We start from the raw sequence: 15,482 nt of genomic DNA on the forward strand, positions 1-15,482 counted from the left end.
GCGTCAGCGGGTGGGGTCGGTGGGGTCGCCGTCGACGAACCCCGTGGAGTTGCCGCTCGCGCTCGGGCCGCTGATCGGGGTGCGGACCTCCATGACCGCCGGGCGGGCCACGGTGATGACGACGCCCGCCGCGATCTGCAGGTCGACGGTGCCCTCACCCAGGCCGGCGACGGTGCCGTGGATGCCGCTGGTCAGCATGACCGGCGTGCCGATCGTCAGGGAGTTCTGCAGTTCCTGGGCCTTGGCCTGCATCTTCTTGCGCTGGCGGGCCGGCAGCACGATGAGCAGCACGAAGGCCAGGGCGAGCAGGACGAGCGGGAAGAGCTGTTCCACGACTGGTGAGCCTCTCTACCGCGGCGGGGGTCGCGCGGTGGGTGCGGCCCGGGGATGGGCCGCTCGGGTACGTCGGCGCCGGCGCACGGTGGCACCGGACGCGGCACGCCCACCCGGGCACTCCCGGGTTGCGCGCCAACGCCGGTGAGTCTAGGCGTCGAACAGCGTCTGTGACGAAGGCCCGTCCGGTGTCGCGTCCCCTGCTCCCCCACTGAGCGCAAGACCACCACGCGGCACCGCGTACCCCAGGTGACGGAAGGCCGCCTCGGTCGCGACCCGCCCGCGCGAGGTGCGGGCCAGCAGCCCGGCCCGCACGAGGAACGGCTCGCACACCTCCTCGACGGTGTGCGGCTCCTCGCCCACCGCGACCGCGAGCGTGGCCACGCCGACCGGTCCGCCGCCGAAGCGGGCCACCAGCGCCTCCAGCACCGACCGGTCCAGCCGGTCCAGGCCGAGTTCGTCGACGTCGTAGAGCGCCAGCGCGGCCCGGGCGACGTCCAGCGTCACCCGGCCGTCGGCCCGGACCTCGGCGAAGTCGCGCACCCGGCGCAGCAGCCGGTTGGCGATCCGCGGGGTGCCGCGGGAGCGGCCGGCGATCTCCGCGGAGCCCTCCTCGGTGAGCTCCACCCCCAGCAGGTCGGCGCTGCGGGCGATCACCCGCTGCAGCTCGGCGGGCTCGTAGAACTCCATCTGGCCGACGAAGCCGAACCGGTCGCGCAGCGGCCCGGTCAGCAGGCCGGCCCGGGTGGTGGCGCCGACCAGGGTGAACGGGTTGATCTCCAGCGGGATGGCGGTCGCCCCCGGGCCCTTGCCGACGACGACGTCGACCCGGAAGTCCTCCATCGCCATGTACAGCAGTTCCTCGGCGGGCCGGGCGATGCGGTGGATCTCGTCGATGAACAGCACGTCGCCGGGGGCGAGGTTGGACAGCATGGCCGCGAGGTCGCCGGAGCGCTCGATGGCCGGGCCGCTGGTGATCTTGACCGCCGTGCCGAGCTCCGAGCCGATGATCAGCGCCAGGCTGGTCTTGCCCAGCCCCGGCGGGCCGGACAGCAGCACGTGGTCCGGCGGCCGGCCCCGTCGCTTCGCGCCCTCGAGCACCAGGTCCAGCTGCCGGGCGACCTTGGGCTGGCCGATGAAGTCCGCGAGCGAGTGCGGGCGCAGCGCCGATTCGACGACCCGCTCCTCGTCCCCGGCCGACGCGGCCACGGAGAAGTCCCGGGTGGCGCCCTCGGCCGCCTCCCCGGCCAGCGACCGGTCGAACGGCGCGCTCACGACGCCGTCCTCACGACCGGCCCAGGATCTGCAGGGCCTGCCGCAGCAGCACCGCGACCTGGACGCCGCCGTTCGCGGCCTGCTCCTCGGCGACCGGCTCCAGGGCGGCGAGCGCGGTCTCCGCCTCCCGGCCGCTCCAGCCCAGCCCGATCAGCGCGGAGACCAGCTGGTCGCGCCACGGCGCCACCGGCGTCACGGCGGGCAGGCCGGCCGCGGTCGGCCCGTCGAGCTGGGTGTCGGTGCTGGTGACGCCGAGCCGGTCGCGCAGCTCGAGCACCAGGCGCTCGGCACCCTTCTTGCCGATGCCGGGGACCTGCATGAGCGCCTTGAGGTCGCCCATCGACACGGCGCGGCGGACCTCGCGGGGCGGGTGGATGGCCAACACCGCCTGGGCGAGGCGGGGACCGACGCCGTTCGCCGTCTGCAGCAGCTCGAACAGCTGGCGCTCGTCGTCGTCGGCGAAGCCGTACAGGGTCAGCGAATCCTCGCGGACGATGAGGCTGGTCGACAGCCGCGCCTGCTCGCCGACCTGCAGCCGGGCGATGGTGCCGGGGGTGCACTGGACGGTGAGCCCCACTCCCCCGACCTCGACCACCGCACCGTCCGGCGACACGGCCGCGACCCGGCCGTTCACGCTGGCGATCACCGGGCCACCCCCGTCCAGCGGGGCAGCGTCCGGGCGCCGGGCACCGGGGCGCCGATCCCGCCGGCGAGCGCGGCCGTGCGCAGCCGCTGCTGGGCCGGGGCCCGCCAGACGTGGCAGATGGCCAGCGCCAGCGCGTCGGCGGCGTCGGCCGGCTTCGGTGGGCTGGCGAGCCCCAGCACCCGGGTGACCATGAGGGTGACCTGCTCCTTGTCCGCGCGGCCGCTGCCGGAGATGGCGGCCTTGACCTCGCTGGGCGTGTGCCAGGCGACCGGCAGGTCCGCCTGGGCGGCGGCCAGCGCGGCCACCCCGGCGGCCTGCGCCGTGCCGGAGGCCGTGCCCTTGTTGCTCTGGGTGAAGACCCGCTCGATCGCCACGGCGGCGGGCCGGTGCTCACGCAGCAGGGCGGTCACCGCAGTGTGCACCTCCAGCAACCGGAGTTCCAGGTCCAGGTCGGGGTGCGTGCGCACCACGCCGACCCCCACCGCGGTCGGCCGCGCGCCGGGACGCCCCTCGACCACACCCCAGCCGCACCGGGTGAGCCCCGGGTCGATGCCGAGCACCCGCATGAGCACACTCCCACCATCGCACGAACACGTGTTCGATGGAACGCTAACCGGAGAACTCACACGGGCAGCCGCGCGACGCGCCGAACGGCCCCGTCCCGAGGCTCGCCCCGAGCCTGCGAGGGGTGAGGAGGACGGGGTCCTTCAGGCGTCGGCGGCGACCTTCTCCATCACCGCGTCGGGCACGTCGTAGTTCGCGTACACGTTCTGCACGTCGTCGAGGTCCTCGAGGGCGTCGATCAGCCGGAACACCTTGGCCGCGCCGTCCTCGTCGAGCTCCACCTGCACGCTGGGCACGAACCCGGCCTCGGCCGAGTCGTAGTCGATCCCGGCGTCCTGCAGCGCGGTGCGCACGGCGACCAGATCGGTCGGCTCGCAGACCACCTCGAAGCCGTCCCCGAGGTCCCGCACCTCCTCGGCGCCCGCGTCGAGCACGGCCATCAGCACGTCGTCCTCGGTGTTGCCCGCTGCGGGCACCACGACGACGCCCTTGCGGGAGAACAGGTAGGACACCGAGCCCGGGTCGGCCATCGAGCCGCCGTTGCGCGACATCGCCGTCCGGACCTCCATCGCCGAGCGGTTCTTGTTGTCGGTGAGGCACTCGATCAGCACCGCGACACCGCCGGCGGCGTAGCCCTCGTAGGTGATCGACTGGTAGTCGACGCCACCGGCTTCGAGTCCCGCGCCGCGCTTGACCGCGCGGTCGATGTTGTCGTTGGGGACCGAGGTCTTCTTCGCCTTCTGGATGGCGTCGTACAGCGTCGGGTTGCCCGCCGGGTCGCCGCCGCCGGTGCGGGCCGCGACCTCGATGTTCTTGACCAGCTTGGCGAAGAGCTTGCCGCGCTTGGCGTCGATGCCGGCCTTCTTGTGCTTGGTCGTCGCCCACTTGGAATGGCCGCTCACTTGATCTCCTCGCTGACGCTCGTCGACCGCGTTCGCGGCCGGGCCCCTGAGCTCATGGGTGAGCTCGCACGCTCGCTCACTGCGGCTGTCCTCCCTCACTGCCGGCGCCGACGGCGGCACCGGTCGAACTCAGGTCCTCGGCGCGGGCGGCCCGCACCAGCTCCACGAACAGGGCGTGCACCCGGGTGTCCCCGGTGAGCTCGGGATGGAAGCTGGTGGCCACGAGGCGGCCCTGGCGCACCGCGACGATCCTACCGTCGGCCGGTCCGCCCTCGACCCGGCCTAGGACCTGCACGTCCGCCCCGGTGGCCTCCACCCACGGCGCCCGGATGAACACCGCGTGCACCGGCCCCCCGTCGACGCCGGCGATCTCCACCTCGGTCTCGAACGAGTCCACCTGCCGGCCGAACGCGTTGCGGCGCACCGTGACGTCCAGCCCGCCGAGGGTCTGCTGGTCGGCGGGGGCGTCCAGCACCCGGTCGGCCAGCATGATCATCCCGGCGCAGGAGCCGTAGACCGGCAACCCTCCGGCGACCGCGGCGCGCAGCGGCCCGAGCAGTCCGAACCGGTCGGCGAGCTTCGCCATCGTGGTGGATTCCCCGCCGGGCAGCACGAGCCCGTCGACCGCGGCGAGCTCCTCGGGCCGACGCACCGGGACCGCCACGGCGCCGGCCGCGTGCAGCGCGGCCGTGTGCTCCCGGACGTCGCCCTGCAGCGCCAGGACCCCGATGCTCGGCGGGCTCACCAGCCGCGGGTGGCGTAGCGCTCGCTCTCCGGGAGCGTGCTCACGTTGATCCCGACCATCGGCTCGCCCAGCCCGCGGGAGACCTTGGCGATCACGGCTGGGTCGTCGAAGAAGGTGGTGGCCTGCACGATCGCGGCCGCCCTCAGCGCCGGGTCGCCGGACTTGAAGATCCCCGAGCCGACGAAGACGCCCTCGGCGCCGAGCTGCATCATCATCGCGGCGTCCGCGGGGGTGGCGATGCCGCCGGCGGTGAACAGCACGACCGGCAGCTTGCCGGTCCGGGCGACCTCGACGACCAGGTCGTGCGGCGCGCGCAGCTCCTTGGCCGCGACGAACAGCTCGGTCTCGTCCAGCGTGCCCAGCCGCTTGATCCCGGAGCGCAGCGCGCGCATGTGCCGGGTCGCCTCCACCACGTTGCCGGTGCCGGCCTCGCCCTTGGAGCGGATCATCGCCGCGCCCTCGGCGATCCGCCGCAGCGCCTCGCCCAGGTCGGTGGCACCGCAGACGAACGGCACCGTGAAGGCGGACTTGTCGATGTGGTGCGCCTCGTCGGCCGGGGTCAGCACCTCGGACTCGTCGACGTAGTCGACGCCCAGCGCCTGCAGCACCTGCGCCTCGACGAAGTGCCCGATCCGCGCCTTGGCCATCACCGGGATCGTGACCGCCTCGATGATCCCCTGGATCATGTCGGGGTCGCTCATCCGCGCGATGCCCCCCTGGGCGCGGATGTCGGCGGGGACGCGCTCCAGCGCCATCACCGCCACCGCTCCGGCGTCCTCGGCGATCTTGGCCTGCTCGGGGGTGACGACGTCCATGATGACGCCGCCCTTGAGCTGCTCGGCCATGCCGCGCTTCACCAGGTCGGTGCCGGTGTGGGCGGGGACGGAGGCGTTTTGGGGGTCGTTCAGGGCCACGGGTGCTGCCTCGCAGATCGGGGACGCGGACGTCCCAGCCTACGGCGGATCAGCCGGGATGATGCCCGCGCCCGGACGCCGGCCCGGTGAGGACGGCGTCCAGCCCGTCGTCGATGTCGAAGTAGCGGGGCAGCGGACGGCGGGCGTGGAGTCGCAGCGCGCGGCTGAGGCGCTGCCGGCGCAGGACCCGGGTGTCCCGGACGGCGTCGTTGTAGAACCGCCGGGCCAGCCCCACCCGCACCCCGGCGTCGTCGAGCTCGGGGAAGCGGATGTCGTCGGGCACCCGGCGCAGCAGCCGGCCCAGGGTGTTCTCCGCGGCCTCCTCGTCGTCGGCCGCGCGAGAGCGGGCACCGGCGGCCGCGGCGGTGAGCTCGCCGGCCAGCTCGGGCCCCAGCTCCACCGCGAGCTCGCGCGCCAGGGCCGCGGTCAGCTCCGCGCGGCGCAGCAGGGCGGCGTCGAGCACCGCCCGCGCCCGGCGGACCCGCCCGGCCAGCCGGCGCAGCCGGGTCAGCGTCCACGCGGTCCAGCCCAGCAGCAGGACCAGCAGCAACCCGCCGGCGAGCAGCAGCCACTCCCCGGTCGTCATGGTCAGCCAGGCTAGCGGGGCGCCTGCTGTCGGAAGGGCCCGCGCGTCCCCGGCGGCGTGCCGGGCGCGCCGCCGAGGAGGACGGCGTCGTCCTCCGCGGAGGCGGTGACCGCCGCGCTCCCGGCCGGCGCCACCGTCTCGTACACGGTGAGGATCCGCCGGGCCACGACCGACCAGTCGTACGCGGCGACCGCCCGCCGTCCCGCGGTGGCGAGCTGCGCCCGGAGGGGGGGCGCCGCCAGCAGTTCCGACAGCACCCGGGCCAGCGCGGTCGCGTCGCCGCGCCGGACCAGCGCTCCAGCCGCGCCGTCCTCGAGCACCCGCGCGAAGGCGTCCAGGTCGCTGGCGACGACGGGCGCGCCGGCGGCCATCGCCTCGAGCAGGATCACGCCGAAGCTCTCGCCGAGCAGGTTCGGCGCGCAGTACACGTCGACCGACCGCAGGAACGCCCCCTTGTCGGCCTCGCTCAGCGCGCCGAGCAGGGTCACGGATCCCCGCAGGTCATCGGCCACCAGCTCGGCGAGTGCGTCCGGGTCGCCGCGGCCGGCCACGAGCAGCTGTGCGTCCGGGTGCTCCTGCACGACCGCGCGCATGGCCTCGAGCAGCACCGGCAGGCCCTTGCGCGGCTCGTCGTAGCGGCCGATGAAGCCGATGGTCGGGGGGCCCTCCCCGCGGCGGTGGCCGGGCAGCAGCGGCCCCTCGGCGAACGCGTCCACGTGCACGCCGTTGGGGATGACCACGGCGTCCCCGCCGAGGTGCTCGACCTGAACGCGGCGGGCGAAGTCGGAGACGGCGATCCGGCCGCTGATCCGCTCGAGCCAGGGCCGCGCCCACGGGCCGAGCGCGGCCAGCACCTTGGACCGCGTCGTGGCCGCGTGGAACGTCGCCACGATCGGCCCGCGAGCGATCATGCACACCAGCAGCGACAGCGACACCGACGCCGGCTCGTGCACGTGGACGACGTCGAACGAGCCCTCCCGCAGCCACCGCCGCGCCCGCGCGGCGGAGACCAGACCGAACTGGACGCCGGCCATCGAGCCGTTGTAGGGGACCGGAACGGCACGCCCGGAGAACGTGACGTCCTGCGGCAGCGACTCCTCGTGCTCGGCCGGGGTCAGCACCTCGACGTGGTGGCCCATGCCGCGCAGCGTCTCGGCGAGGTCGCGCACGTGGTACTGCACCCCGCCGGGGACGTCCCACGGGTAGGGGCAGACCAGCCCGACGCGCATCAGCGCACCTCCGCGGTCGCCCGTCCGGGAGCGCGGTCGGGGTCCGGCCCGACGTCGGCCCAGACCCGGCCGAGCACGTGCCAGTCCTCGGGGCGCTCGGCGATCGTCGACTCGAAGGCGGTCGCCACCTGCTGCATCATCCCGGCGACCCGGTCCCGCAGCCGGGGCTCGGTGCCCACCGGCACCTCCGGGTGGACGACGAACCGCCAGCCCCGGTCGGTGAACTGGCAGACCGCGGGCAGCAGCGCGGCACCGGTCTGCGCGGCGAGCAGCGCCGGGCCGCCGGGCATCGTGGTCGGCCGGCCGAAGAAGCCGACCGGCACGCCGCCGCCGGTGAGGTCCCGGTCCACCAGCAGGCACGCCGAACGACCGGCGCGGAGCCAGTCGGTCAGCTCCGCCGAGCTCGAGCGGGGGCCGCCGGTGAGCGGCACCACCCGCATGCCCAGCGACTCGCGGTACTCCAGGAACCGGCGGTACAGCGACTCCGGCTCCAGCCGCTCGGCGACGGTCATGAACGGGGCGTCGAGCCAGTCGAGGAACCAGACCCCGGCGACGTCCCAGTTCCCGCTGTGCGGCAGGGCGGCGACGATCCCGCGCCCCTCCGCGCGGGCCCGCTCCAGGTGCTCGCGGCCCTCGATCACCGAGCCGGCGACCACCCGCTCGGTGCCGAGGACGGGCAGCCGGAAGGCCTCCTCCCAGTACCGGGCGTAGGACTGCATCGCCCGCCGGGTGAGCTCGTCGAGCGCGGCGTCGTCCAGCGCGCTCCCGGTGGCCACCCGCAGGTTGGCCCGCAGCTGGCGCACTCCCCGCCCGCCCCGGCCGGCGGCCCAGCCGCCGGCCTTCGCGGCGCCGGCCCGGGCGACCGGCTCGGGCAGCAGCCGGATCGCCCGCCAGCCCGCGGCGTAGCCGGCGTCGGTGAGCCGGCCGCCGAGGTCACCGAGCCGGGTCACGGCACCGGCGGGACGGACGGCGCGTCCGCCGGGCGGGGCGGCAGCGGCCGGCCCGCGGCCTGCTGGTGGACGGTGGCGAACCGCTGGACGACGGTCACCGCGCTCCCGGCCAGCAGCACGCACAGCGCCACGTGCACGGCGTACGGGACGCCCAGCCCGCTGAACCCGGTGCCCACGAGCACCAGGATCAGCCGCTCGGTGCGCTCGACGACCCCGACGTCGCAGGTCAGCCCCACGCCCTCGGCGCGCGCCTTGACGTAGGAGGTGAGGATCCCCAGGACCAGGCACAGCAGCGCGAGCAGGACCAGCAGCCGGTTGTCGCCCTCCCCGGAGTACCACCAGGCCAGGGCGCCGAAGATGGCCGCGTCGGCGGCGCGGTCGCCGGTGGAGTCCAGCACCGCCCCGTACAGCGAGCCGCCGCCACGGGCCCGGGCGAGCGCCCCGTCGAGCATGTCCAGCAGGACGAAGAGGGTGACCGCGAGCGCGCCCCAGAACAGCAGCCCGTTGCCGATCAGGAACACCGCGGAGGCGACGGCGCCGAGCGTGCCGGTGAGGGTCACCGCGTCCGCGGTGACCCCGGCACGGACCAGTCCGCGCACCACGGGGTTCCAGAACCGGGCGACGGCCGGGCGCAGGTTGACGCCGAGCATCAGGCCTCCGTCGGGCGCGACGGCTCGGCGGCGGGCCGCGGGGCCGTCCCGGTCGACGGCCAGGCCGTCGCGAGGAGTCGCCGGGTCTCCGCGAGCACCTGCGGCAGCACCCGGGTCAGCCCGAGGACGGGCATGAAGTTGGTGTCCCCGCCCCAGCGCGGCACCGCGTGCTGGTGCAGGTGGTCGGCGATGCCGGCGCCGGCGACCGATCCCTGGTTCATGCCGATGTTGAAGCCGTGGGCGCCGCTGACCTGCCGGACCACGCGCATCGCCGTCTGGGTGAACGCGCCGAGCTCGGCCACCTCGGCGACGGTGAGGTCGGTGTAGTCGGGCACGTGCCGGTACGGGACCACCATCAGGTGCCCGGCGTTGTACGGGTAGAGGTTCAGGACGGCGAACACCGTCTCCCCGCGGGCGACGACCAGGCCGTCCTCGTCGCTCATCGCCGGAATGAGGCAGAACGGGCAGTCGTCGGCGCCGCCGGTGCTGGGCTTGCCCTCGCCGCGGATGTAGGCCATCCGGTACGGCGTCCAGAGCTGCTCGAAGACCGACGACGGCCCCCCGTCGTCGTTGGCGACGGTCAGCCGCAGCTGCGCGGGGCCGTCGCTCATCCGGCGACCTGCGGGATCTCGGCGGCCGGGTCGGCGTTGTGCCGGGCCGCCACCCAGGCGACGACCTGCTCGACCGCGTCGGCCACCGGGACCCCGTTGTGCTGGGACCCGTCGCGGTAGCGGAAGGACACCGCGCCGGCCTCGGCGTCGGTGGCCCCGGCGATGAGCACGAAGGGCACCTTCTGCTTGCTGGCGGTGCGGATCTTCTTCTGCATGCGGTCGTCGGAGTCGTCGACCTCCACCCGGATGCCCCGGGCCCGCAGCAGCAGCGCGACATCGGCCAGGTAGGGCACCTGCTCGTCGGTGACCGGGATGCCGACCACCTGCACCGGGGCGAGCCAGGCCGGGAAGGCGCCGGCGTAGTGCTCGGTGAGCACCCCGAAGAACCGCTCGATCGAGCCGAACTTCGCCGAGTGGATCATCACCGGCTGCTGCCGGGTGCCGTCGGCAGCGCTGTACTCCAGGCCGAACCGGGCCGGCTGGTTGAAGTCGTACTGGATGGTCGACATCTGCCAGGTGCGGCCGATCGCGTCCCGGGCCTGGACGGAGATCTTCGGCCCGTAGTAGGCGGCGCCGCCGGGGTCGGGCACGAGCTCCAGGCCGGTCCCCCGGGCCGCCTCCTCCAGGACCGCGGTGGCGACTGCCCACTGCTCGTCCGAGCCGATGAACTTGTCGGAGTCCCCGCGGGTGGACAGCTCCAGGTAGTAGTCGTCCAGCCCGAAGTCGCTCAGCAGCCCGAGCACGAACGACAGCAGGTGCCGGATCTCCCCGGGCGCCTGCTCGGGGGTGACGTAGCTGTGCGAGTCGTCCTGGGTCAGCCCGCGCACCCGGGTGAGGCCGTGCACGACGCCGGACTTCTCGTACCGGTACACCGACCCGAACTCGAAGAACCGCAGCGGCAGCTCGCGGTAGGACCGCCCGCGCGACCGGAAGATCAGGTTGTGCATGGGGCAGTTCATGGCCTTGAGGAAGTACTCGCTGTTCTCCAGCTCCATGGCCGGGAACATCGTCTCCTCGTAGTAGGGCAGGTGCCCGGAGGTCTCGAACAGGCCTCGCTTGGAGATGTGCGGCGTCCCGACGTACTGGAACCCCTCCTCCAGGTGCCGACGGCGGACGTAGTCCTCCATCTCCCGCTTCACGACCCCGCCCTTGGGGTGGAAGACGGCCAGCCCGGAGCCGATCTCGTCGGGGAAGCTGAACAGGTCCAGCTCCACGCCCAGCCGGCGGTGGTCGCGGCGCTCGGCCTCGGCCAGGTGCTCCAGGTACGCCTTGTGCGCGTCCTTGCTCTCCCAGGCGGTGCCGTAGACGCGCTGCAGCTGCGGGTTCTTCTCGCTGCCCCGCCAGTAGGCGGCGGCGGTGCGGGTGAGGCTGAACGCCGGGATGGTGGAGGTGCGCGGCAGGTGCGGGCCGCGGCACAGGTCGGTCCAGACCAGGTCACCGGTGCGCGGGTCGCGGTTGTCGTACATGGTCAGCTGCGCGCCGCCGACCTCGACCCCGGCGCCCTCGGCCGCCTCGTCGGGGCCGCCCTTGAGCCCGATCAGCTCGAGCTTGTACGGCTCGTGGGCGAGCTCCGCCCGGGCGTCGTCGTCGCTGATCTCCCGCCGGGAGAAGTGCTGCCCCTGCTTGACGATCTCCTGCATGCGCTTCTCCAGCGCCTTCAGGTCCTCCGGGGTGAACGGCCGCTCGGGGTCGAAGTCGTAGTAGAAACCGTTCTCCACCGGCGGGCCGATACCCAGCCGGGTGCCCGGGAACAGGTCCTGCACCGCCTGGGCGAGCACGTGCGCGGTGGAGTGCCGGATGACCGACCGGCCCTCCGGGCTGGCGGCGACGACCGGCTCGACCTCGGTCTCGGTGTCGGGCGCCCAGACCAGGTCCTTGAGGTCACCGCTGGCCACGTCGCGGACGACGACCGCGCCGTCGGGGCCCTTGAGCGGGACGCCGGCGTCCTTGAGCGCCTGCTGGGCCGTCGTCCCGGCCGGCACCCGGATCGGGGCGGCGGTGGACGGCGAGGGCGGCGCGGACACGAGCATCTCCTGTGGTCGGTACCTCCCGGCCGGACGGCCGGGACTTCCGAGACTAGTGCGCGGCCGGACGGGGCCGGGTCAGGCGGGCGCAGCCGCCCCGCCGCCGGAGTCCAGCAGCTCGACGGCGTCGCCGGCGGCGACCCGGCCGGGTACCTGCACCTCGGCGTAGACGCCCAGGCAGTGCTTGGGGGTGCGGACGACGTCCAGCACGACCTCGCCGATCCGCAGCCGCCGGCCCACCCAGTTCCGCTCGTCGGCCTCCCCCGGCAGGTGCAGCACCAGGTTGGCCCGGGGATCGTCGGCCGAGCAGCCCGCGGGCACGTCCCCGGCGGTTGCCCGCTCGATCGCACCGCGCGAGACCAGGTGGACGGCGGCCGCGTCGACCTGCGGCCCGGCCGCGGACGGCACCAGCCGCACCGGCCGACCCAGCACCTCGGTGAGCGTGATCGTGTCCGCCTCGGTGTCCCCGGTGGCGACGATGCCGGCCAGCTGCGGGGTGTTCTTCACCGTCACCCGCTCGCCGGTGTCGGCGTCGAGGACGGCGTAGGCGCGGTCGCCGCGCAGGCCGGCGGTGTCGACCAGCGCCTCCGGGACGCTGCGCCCACCGAGCGACTTGACCGGGTACACCGCGATCCGGCCCACGCTGCCCACCACCTCGCCCATGCCCGCGACGCTACGCGGGGACCCGGGACCCGGCAGCACCGTCGGGACCGGACGGGCGCCGCCGCGCCAGCCGGCGCAGCTGCGCGTCCAGGTAGGGCCGCGCCCGCCGCTGCCCGCCCCGCACCGCGATCGCCTCCGCCAGCCCGGCCAGCACGCGGGCGAGGCGTTCCTCGTCGGCCGGCCAGCCGCGCCGCAGGCACTCCTCGAGCCACTCCACCGGCGCGGTGTGCCCGCGCTCGCCGTTGCACCGGCGGCAGGCCGCGACCTCGTTCTCCAGCCAGCTCGGCCCGCCCTTCACCCGGGGCACGACGTGCTCGGTGGAAGGGGCGACCTGCCCGGTGAGCTCCCGCCCGCACCAGATGCACGTCGGCCCGTCCCGCTCCACGGCGGCCAGCAGGCGGGCGGCCCGGTCCAGTGCCATCGCCGTCCATGGTGCGCCCCGCGCGGGGACGCCGCAGACGACACCGGCCCCCGACCTGATCAGGTCGGGGGCCGGTGCACGGTGGGCGATACTGGGTTCGAACCAGTGACCTCTTCGGTGTGAACGAAGCGCTCTACCACTGAGCCAATCGCCCGTGCGTCAGACATTCTGCCAGACGCTCACCGCCAGAGCGGCACCCACCCCGGCACCCATTCCGGCACGCCCGTCAGGTGCAGGGTGACCACCATGACGCCGCAGACGAAGGCGGCGGTCAGCGCGGCGACCGCGATCCGCACCCACAGCCGCTGCCGGCCCAGCCACTCGGTCCAGCGGTGGACGTGCCGCCGGGTGAACGCCAGCAGGCGCTCGGCCCAGGCGAACTCCGTCGCGAGCACGAACAGGCCGGCGATGACCGTCAGCCAGCCCGGCCCGGGCAGCGGGATCGTGACGATGCCCACGGCGACGACGATCGCGCCGACCACCCCGACCCCCGTGCGGTACGGGGCCTCGAAGCTGCGCCGTGCGGCGATGCGCCGGCGCCAGTGGGAGGCGGCGACCCGCTCCCGCAGGCTGTGGTGCTCGTGCGGGTGCCAGTGCCGATGGGTGCGCGCCGGCGTCGCCGGAGATGCCGTCGGGCGCCGCGAGGGGTGTCCCCCCGGCGCCGTCACCGTGTCCCGCTCGCTCAGCTGGTCACCTCCCCGGTCGCCACGATCACCGTCGGAGCCGGCGGAGCCTGCCGGCCGGGCTCGATGCTGATGCCGAACTCGTCGTAGTCGCCGGACCCGGCCCCCGTGGAGCCTACGTTCCGGACGTCCATCTGTGAGGAGACCACGTCGAACGTGCCGAGGGCCACGGGTGAGCCGTCGCGCATCCCCCACACGACGTAGGTGGACTCCTCGTCGTCGTTGACGTCCAGACCGGACGCGACCACCTGCAGCCGGCTCTCGCGGGCCACCACGGTGGCGACCTCCCGGCCCCCGCCGGTCATCGGCGCGATCGTGGCGCGACCGGGGGCCAGCAGCGCCTCCACGATCGCGGCCTGCCGGGCCGCGGCCGTCTCCGCGGCCTGGCGCTGACCGGTGAGCACGACGTTCCACGCCCCGAGCACGAGGACGGCGGCGATCGAGGCCGCGACCAGCGCCGGAGGCAGCACCCGCCGCCAGGACGAGGGCGGCCGGGGCGGCTGCTCGGCCCGGGGCACCCCGAGCTCCTCGGGGACCACCTCGCCCCGGGCGTCGGGCCCGGTCGGATCCGGCGCGGCGGGCAGCGGCAGCCGGGGGGCCGGCTCGGGTGGCCGTGCGGCCGGCGCGGGCCGCACCTGCTCCGGACGCACCTGCTCGGCCTCCTCGACCGCTGCCAGCAACCGGTCGCGCAGGCGCCCGGAGGGCTCAGCGGCGGGCAGGTCCGCGGCCATCGCCGCCATCACGCCGGCGGTGCCGGCGACGGTGCGGGCGCACCGGTCACAGCCGGGCAGGTGCGCGGTGAAGCGCACCTCGTCGTCCGGCTCGAGGGCGTGCAGGGCCCAACCGACGGCCAGCTCCTCCCACTCGCGATGGTCGGCCCCCCGCCCGGGGTTCCCCTGCGGGGCGGTCATCGCGCGGCCCCGTCGGCCCGGGAGGTGCCGCCGGGCAGGCCGGTGCCCAGCATCTCCTCCAGCCTCCGCATGCCGGTCAGCATGCGGCTCTTCACCGTCCCGAGGGGAGCACCGGTCAGCGCGGCCACCTCCCGTTGGGTGTAGCCGCCGTAGTACGCCAAGGTCAGGGCCTCCCGCTGGGCCTCGGGGAGCGCCCGCAACGCCGTCCGCACCCGCTCGGCGGCGACCCGGTCCACCGCCTCCTCCTCCACGTCCCCGATCCGGGTCGGGGCGGTGAGCGCCAGGTCCTCCTCGGCCCGCGTCCGGCGGCGGCGGTGCGACTCCTCGCGGCGGACGGCGTCCACCGCCTTGTGGTGGACCATCGCCAGCAGCCAGGACGCGACGCTGCCCCGGCTCCCGTCGAAGGCCGAGGGGTCGCGCCAGACGCTCAGGAACACGTCCTGCAGCACGTCCTCGGCGAGGACGTCGTCGGCCAGCACGCGGCGGGCCAGCGCGAACGCCGGCCGGCGGAACCGGTCGTAGAGGTCCGCGACGGCGGACCGGTCACCCGCGGAGATCCGGCGCAACAGGTCGAGGTCCGCCGCACCGTCGGGGAGACGGCGGGTCGGTCGGCTCACGGTCCCCATGGTCACACGGGACCTTCGTCCGGCGACCGCCCCGCGGTTCACCCCCCGGACGCGACCCCCGGAACGGTCTGTGGCGCCGATCACTCCGTGTGACTCCTGTGACGGACGGTGCGGGTGAGGTGCGACACGCCGAGGACATGCGTGACCTTGTTGGTTTCTGGGTCGTTAGGGAGACATGGCACGTCTTCCCCGCACCGGCTGCACCGTCCGCACGACCCTCCACCTCGTCGGCCCCGCCGCGTGGACACCGGTCCCGGCCACGCTCGTCTACGACGTGGCCGACCCGTTCGCGGTCCGGGTGCGCTTCGGCGACGACGGGCGGGACGAGTACGAGGACCCGGCGGACGGCGTCGAGGACGGCGGTGTCGAGTGGCTGCTCAGCCGGGACCTGCTGCGGGCGGGCCTGACCGCGCCGGCGGGCGAGGGTGACGTCCGGCTGTGGCCGGCGCGGGGCGGCCTCGACGTCGTGTTCCTGCAGTTGCGCGCCCCTTCCGGGGAGGCGCTGTTCGAGGTCTCCGGGGCGGTCGTCGGGGAGTTCCTGCGGGAGACCGAGATGCTGGTGCCCCAGGGGGCCGAGAGCGGGGCCCTGCGGGTCGACGAGGAGCTCTCCGCGCTGCTCGGCGGCGGCACCGACAACCCCTCCGCCTTCTGAGCCGCAGACGGGCCGTCGACCTGCGGGCGGCTCGGAGCACCGCCGGTGGGACCCCCCGGGTTTGGTGCCTGGAAACCGGTCGGTTAGAGTTCAACAC

The 15,482-nt window shown here is 74.7% G+C and carries 19 protein-coding genes and 1 tRNA gene; 1 reads left to right on the plus strand and 19 read right to left on the minus strand.

Annotated features, from left to right (window positions below; all coding sequences use genetic code 11):
• Positions 1-3: 3 nt before the first annotated feature.
• From yajC to HK417_RS04265, 19 genes are all read right to left on the minus strand, one after another.
• Positions 4-333: a preprotein translocase subunit YajC gene (gene yajC / locus HK417_RS04175; RefSeq protein ID WP_222263646.1), complete on the minus strand. Its 330-nt coding sequence runs from the start codon at positions 331-333 to the stop codon at positions 4-6.
• Positions 334-483: 150 nt separating this feature from the next.
• A complete protein-coding gene (gene ruvB, locus HK417_RS04180; protein ID WP_308123359.1) occupies positions 484-1,608 on the minus strand; it encodes a Holliday junction branch migration DNA helicase RuvB in 1,125 nt (374 codons plus the stop codon).
• Between the two features lie 10 nt (positions 1,609-1,618).
• The gene (ruvA, locus tag HK417_RS04185) at positions 1,619-2,254 is read right to left on the minus strand and encodes a Holliday junction branch migration protein RuvA (protein ID WP_222263648.1); all 636 of its coding nucleotides are present in this window, start codon (positions 2,252-2,254) and stop codon (positions 1,619-1,621) included.
• The gene (gene ruvC, locus HK417_RS04190) at positions 2,251-2,820 is read right to left on the minus strand and encodes a crossover junction endodeoxyribonuclease RuvC (RefSeq protein ID WP_222263651.1); all 570 of its coding nucleotides are present in this window, start codon (positions 2,818-2,820) and stop codon (positions 2,251-2,253) included. The genes ruvA and ruvC overlap by 4 nt, the downstream gene beginning before the upstream one ends.
• A gap of 141 nt (positions 2,821-2,961) precedes the next feature.
• Positions 2,962-3,720, minus strand: coding sequence for a YebC/PmpR family DNA-binding transcriptional regulator (locus HK417_RS04195; RefSeq protein WP_222263654.1), 759 nt, complete (start codon positions 3,718-3,720; stop codon positions 2,962-2,964).
• 76 nt (positions 3,721-3,796) lie between these two features.
• On the minus strand, positions 3,797-4,465 hold the full coding sequence (gene pdxT, locus HK417_RS04200; protein WP_222263657.1) for a pyridoxal 5'-phosphate synthase glutaminase subunit PdxT: 669 nt from the start codon (positions 4,463-4,465) through the stop codon (positions 3,797-3,799).
• Positions 4,462-5,379, minus strand: a complete 918-nt coding sequence (gene pdxS / locus HK417_RS04205) for a pyridoxal 5'-phosphate synthase lyase subunit PdxS (RefSeq protein ID WP_439957904.1) — start codon at positions 5,377-5,379, stop codon at positions 4,462-4,464. The genes pdxT and pdxS overlap by 4 nt, the downstream gene beginning before the upstream one ends.
• Positions 5,380-5,428: 49 nt before the next feature.
• The gene (locus HK417_RS04210; protein WP_222263660.1) at positions 5,429-5,965 is read right to left on the minus strand and encodes a hypothetical protein; all 537 of its coding nucleotides are present in this window, start codon (positions 5,963-5,965) and stop codon (positions 5,429-5,431) included.
• Between the two features lie 11 nt (positions 5,966-5,976).
• Positions 5,977-7,194 carry a glycosyltransferase family 4 protein gene (locus HK417_RS04215; RefSeq protein WP_222263663.1) on the minus strand — a complete coding sequence of 406 codons (1,218 nt, stop codon included), beginning with the start codon at positions 7,192-7,194 and terminating at the stop codon, positions 5,977-5,979.
• Entirely contained in the window at positions 7,194-8,144 is a 951-nt protein-coding gene (locus HK417_RS04220; RefSeq protein WP_222263666.1) for a phosphatidylinositol mannoside acyltransferase, read from the minus strand. Before HK417_RS04220 ends, HK417_RS04215 begins: the two co-directional genes overlap by 1 nt.
• Positions 8,141-8,794 carry a phosphatidylinositol phosphate synthase gene (gene pgsA / locus HK417_RS04225; protein WP_222263669.1) on the minus strand — a complete coding sequence of 218 codons (654 nt, stop codon included), beginning with the start codon at positions 8,792-8,794 and terminating at the stop codon, positions 8,141-8,143. The genes HK417_RS04220 and pgsA overlap by 4 nt, the downstream gene beginning before the upstream one ends.
• A complete protein-coding gene (locus HK417_RS04230; RefSeq protein WP_222263671.1) occupies positions 8,794-9,405 on the minus strand; it encodes an HIT family protein in 612 nt (203 codons plus the stop codon). Before HK417_RS04230 ends, pgsA begins: the two co-directional genes overlap by 1 nt.
• Entirely contained in the window at positions 9,402-11,435 is a 2,034-nt protein-coding gene (thrS, locus tag HK417_RS04235; RefSeq protein ID WP_261325826.1) for a threonine--tRNA ligase, read from the minus strand. The genes HK417_RS04230 and thrS overlap by 4 nt, the downstream gene beginning before the upstream one ends.
• A 72-nt stretch (positions 11,436-11,507) precedes the next feature.
• On the minus strand, positions 11,508-12,092 hold the full coding sequence (locus tag HK417_RS04240) for an MOSC N-terminal beta barrel domain-containing protein (protein WP_222263677.1): 585 nt from the start codon (positions 12,090-12,092) through the stop codon (positions 11,508-11,510).
• A gap of 10 nt (positions 12,093-12,102) precedes the next feature.
• Positions 12,103-12,513, minus strand: a complete 411-nt coding sequence (locus HK417_RS04245; RefSeq protein ID WP_222263680.1) for an HNH endonuclease — start codon at positions 12,511-12,513, stop codon at positions 12,103-12,105.
• A gap of 82 nt (positions 12,514-12,595) precedes the next feature.
• Positions 12,596-12,667, minus strand: a tRNA-Val gene (locus HK417_RS04250).
• A gap of 25 nt (positions 12,668-12,692) precedes the next feature.
• On the minus strand, positions 12,693-13,181 hold the full coding sequence (locus HK417_RS04255) for a TIGR02611 family protein (protein WP_308123360.1): 489 nt from the start codon (positions 13,179-13,181) through the stop codon (positions 12,693-12,695).
• Positions 13,182-13,195: 14 nt separating this feature from the next.
• A complete protein-coding gene (locus HK417_RS04260; RefSeq protein ID WP_222263683.1) occupies positions 13,196-14,107 on the minus strand; it encodes an anti-sigma factor in 912 nt (303 codons plus the stop codon).
• Positions 14,104-14,733, minus strand: coding sequence for a sigma-70 family RNA polymerase sigma factor (locus HK417_RS04265; RefSeq protein WP_261325827.1), 630 nt, complete (start codon positions 14,731-14,733; stop codon positions 14,104-14,106). Before HK417_RS04265 ends, HK417_RS04260 begins: the two co-directional genes overlap by 4 nt.
• Before the next feature lie 175 nt (positions 14,734-14,908).
• On the opposite strand from HK417_RS04265, the gene HK417_RS04270 reads away from it, so the two are divergent.
• Positions 14,909-15,385 carry an SsgA family sporulation/cell division regulator gene (locus tag HK417_RS04270; protein ID WP_222263689.1) on the plus strand — a complete coding sequence of 159 codons (477 nt, stop codon included), beginning with the start codon at positions 14,909-14,911 and terminating at the stop codon, positions 15,383-15,385.
• Positions 15,386-15,482: the final 97 nt, after the last annotated feature.

Origin of the sequence: Modestobacter marinus (assembly GCF_019799945.1) — a bacterium.
GTDB classification, from domain to species: domain Bacteria; phylum Actinomycetota; class Actinomycetes; order Mycobacteriales; family Geodermatophilaceae; genus Modestobacter; species Modestobacter marinus_B.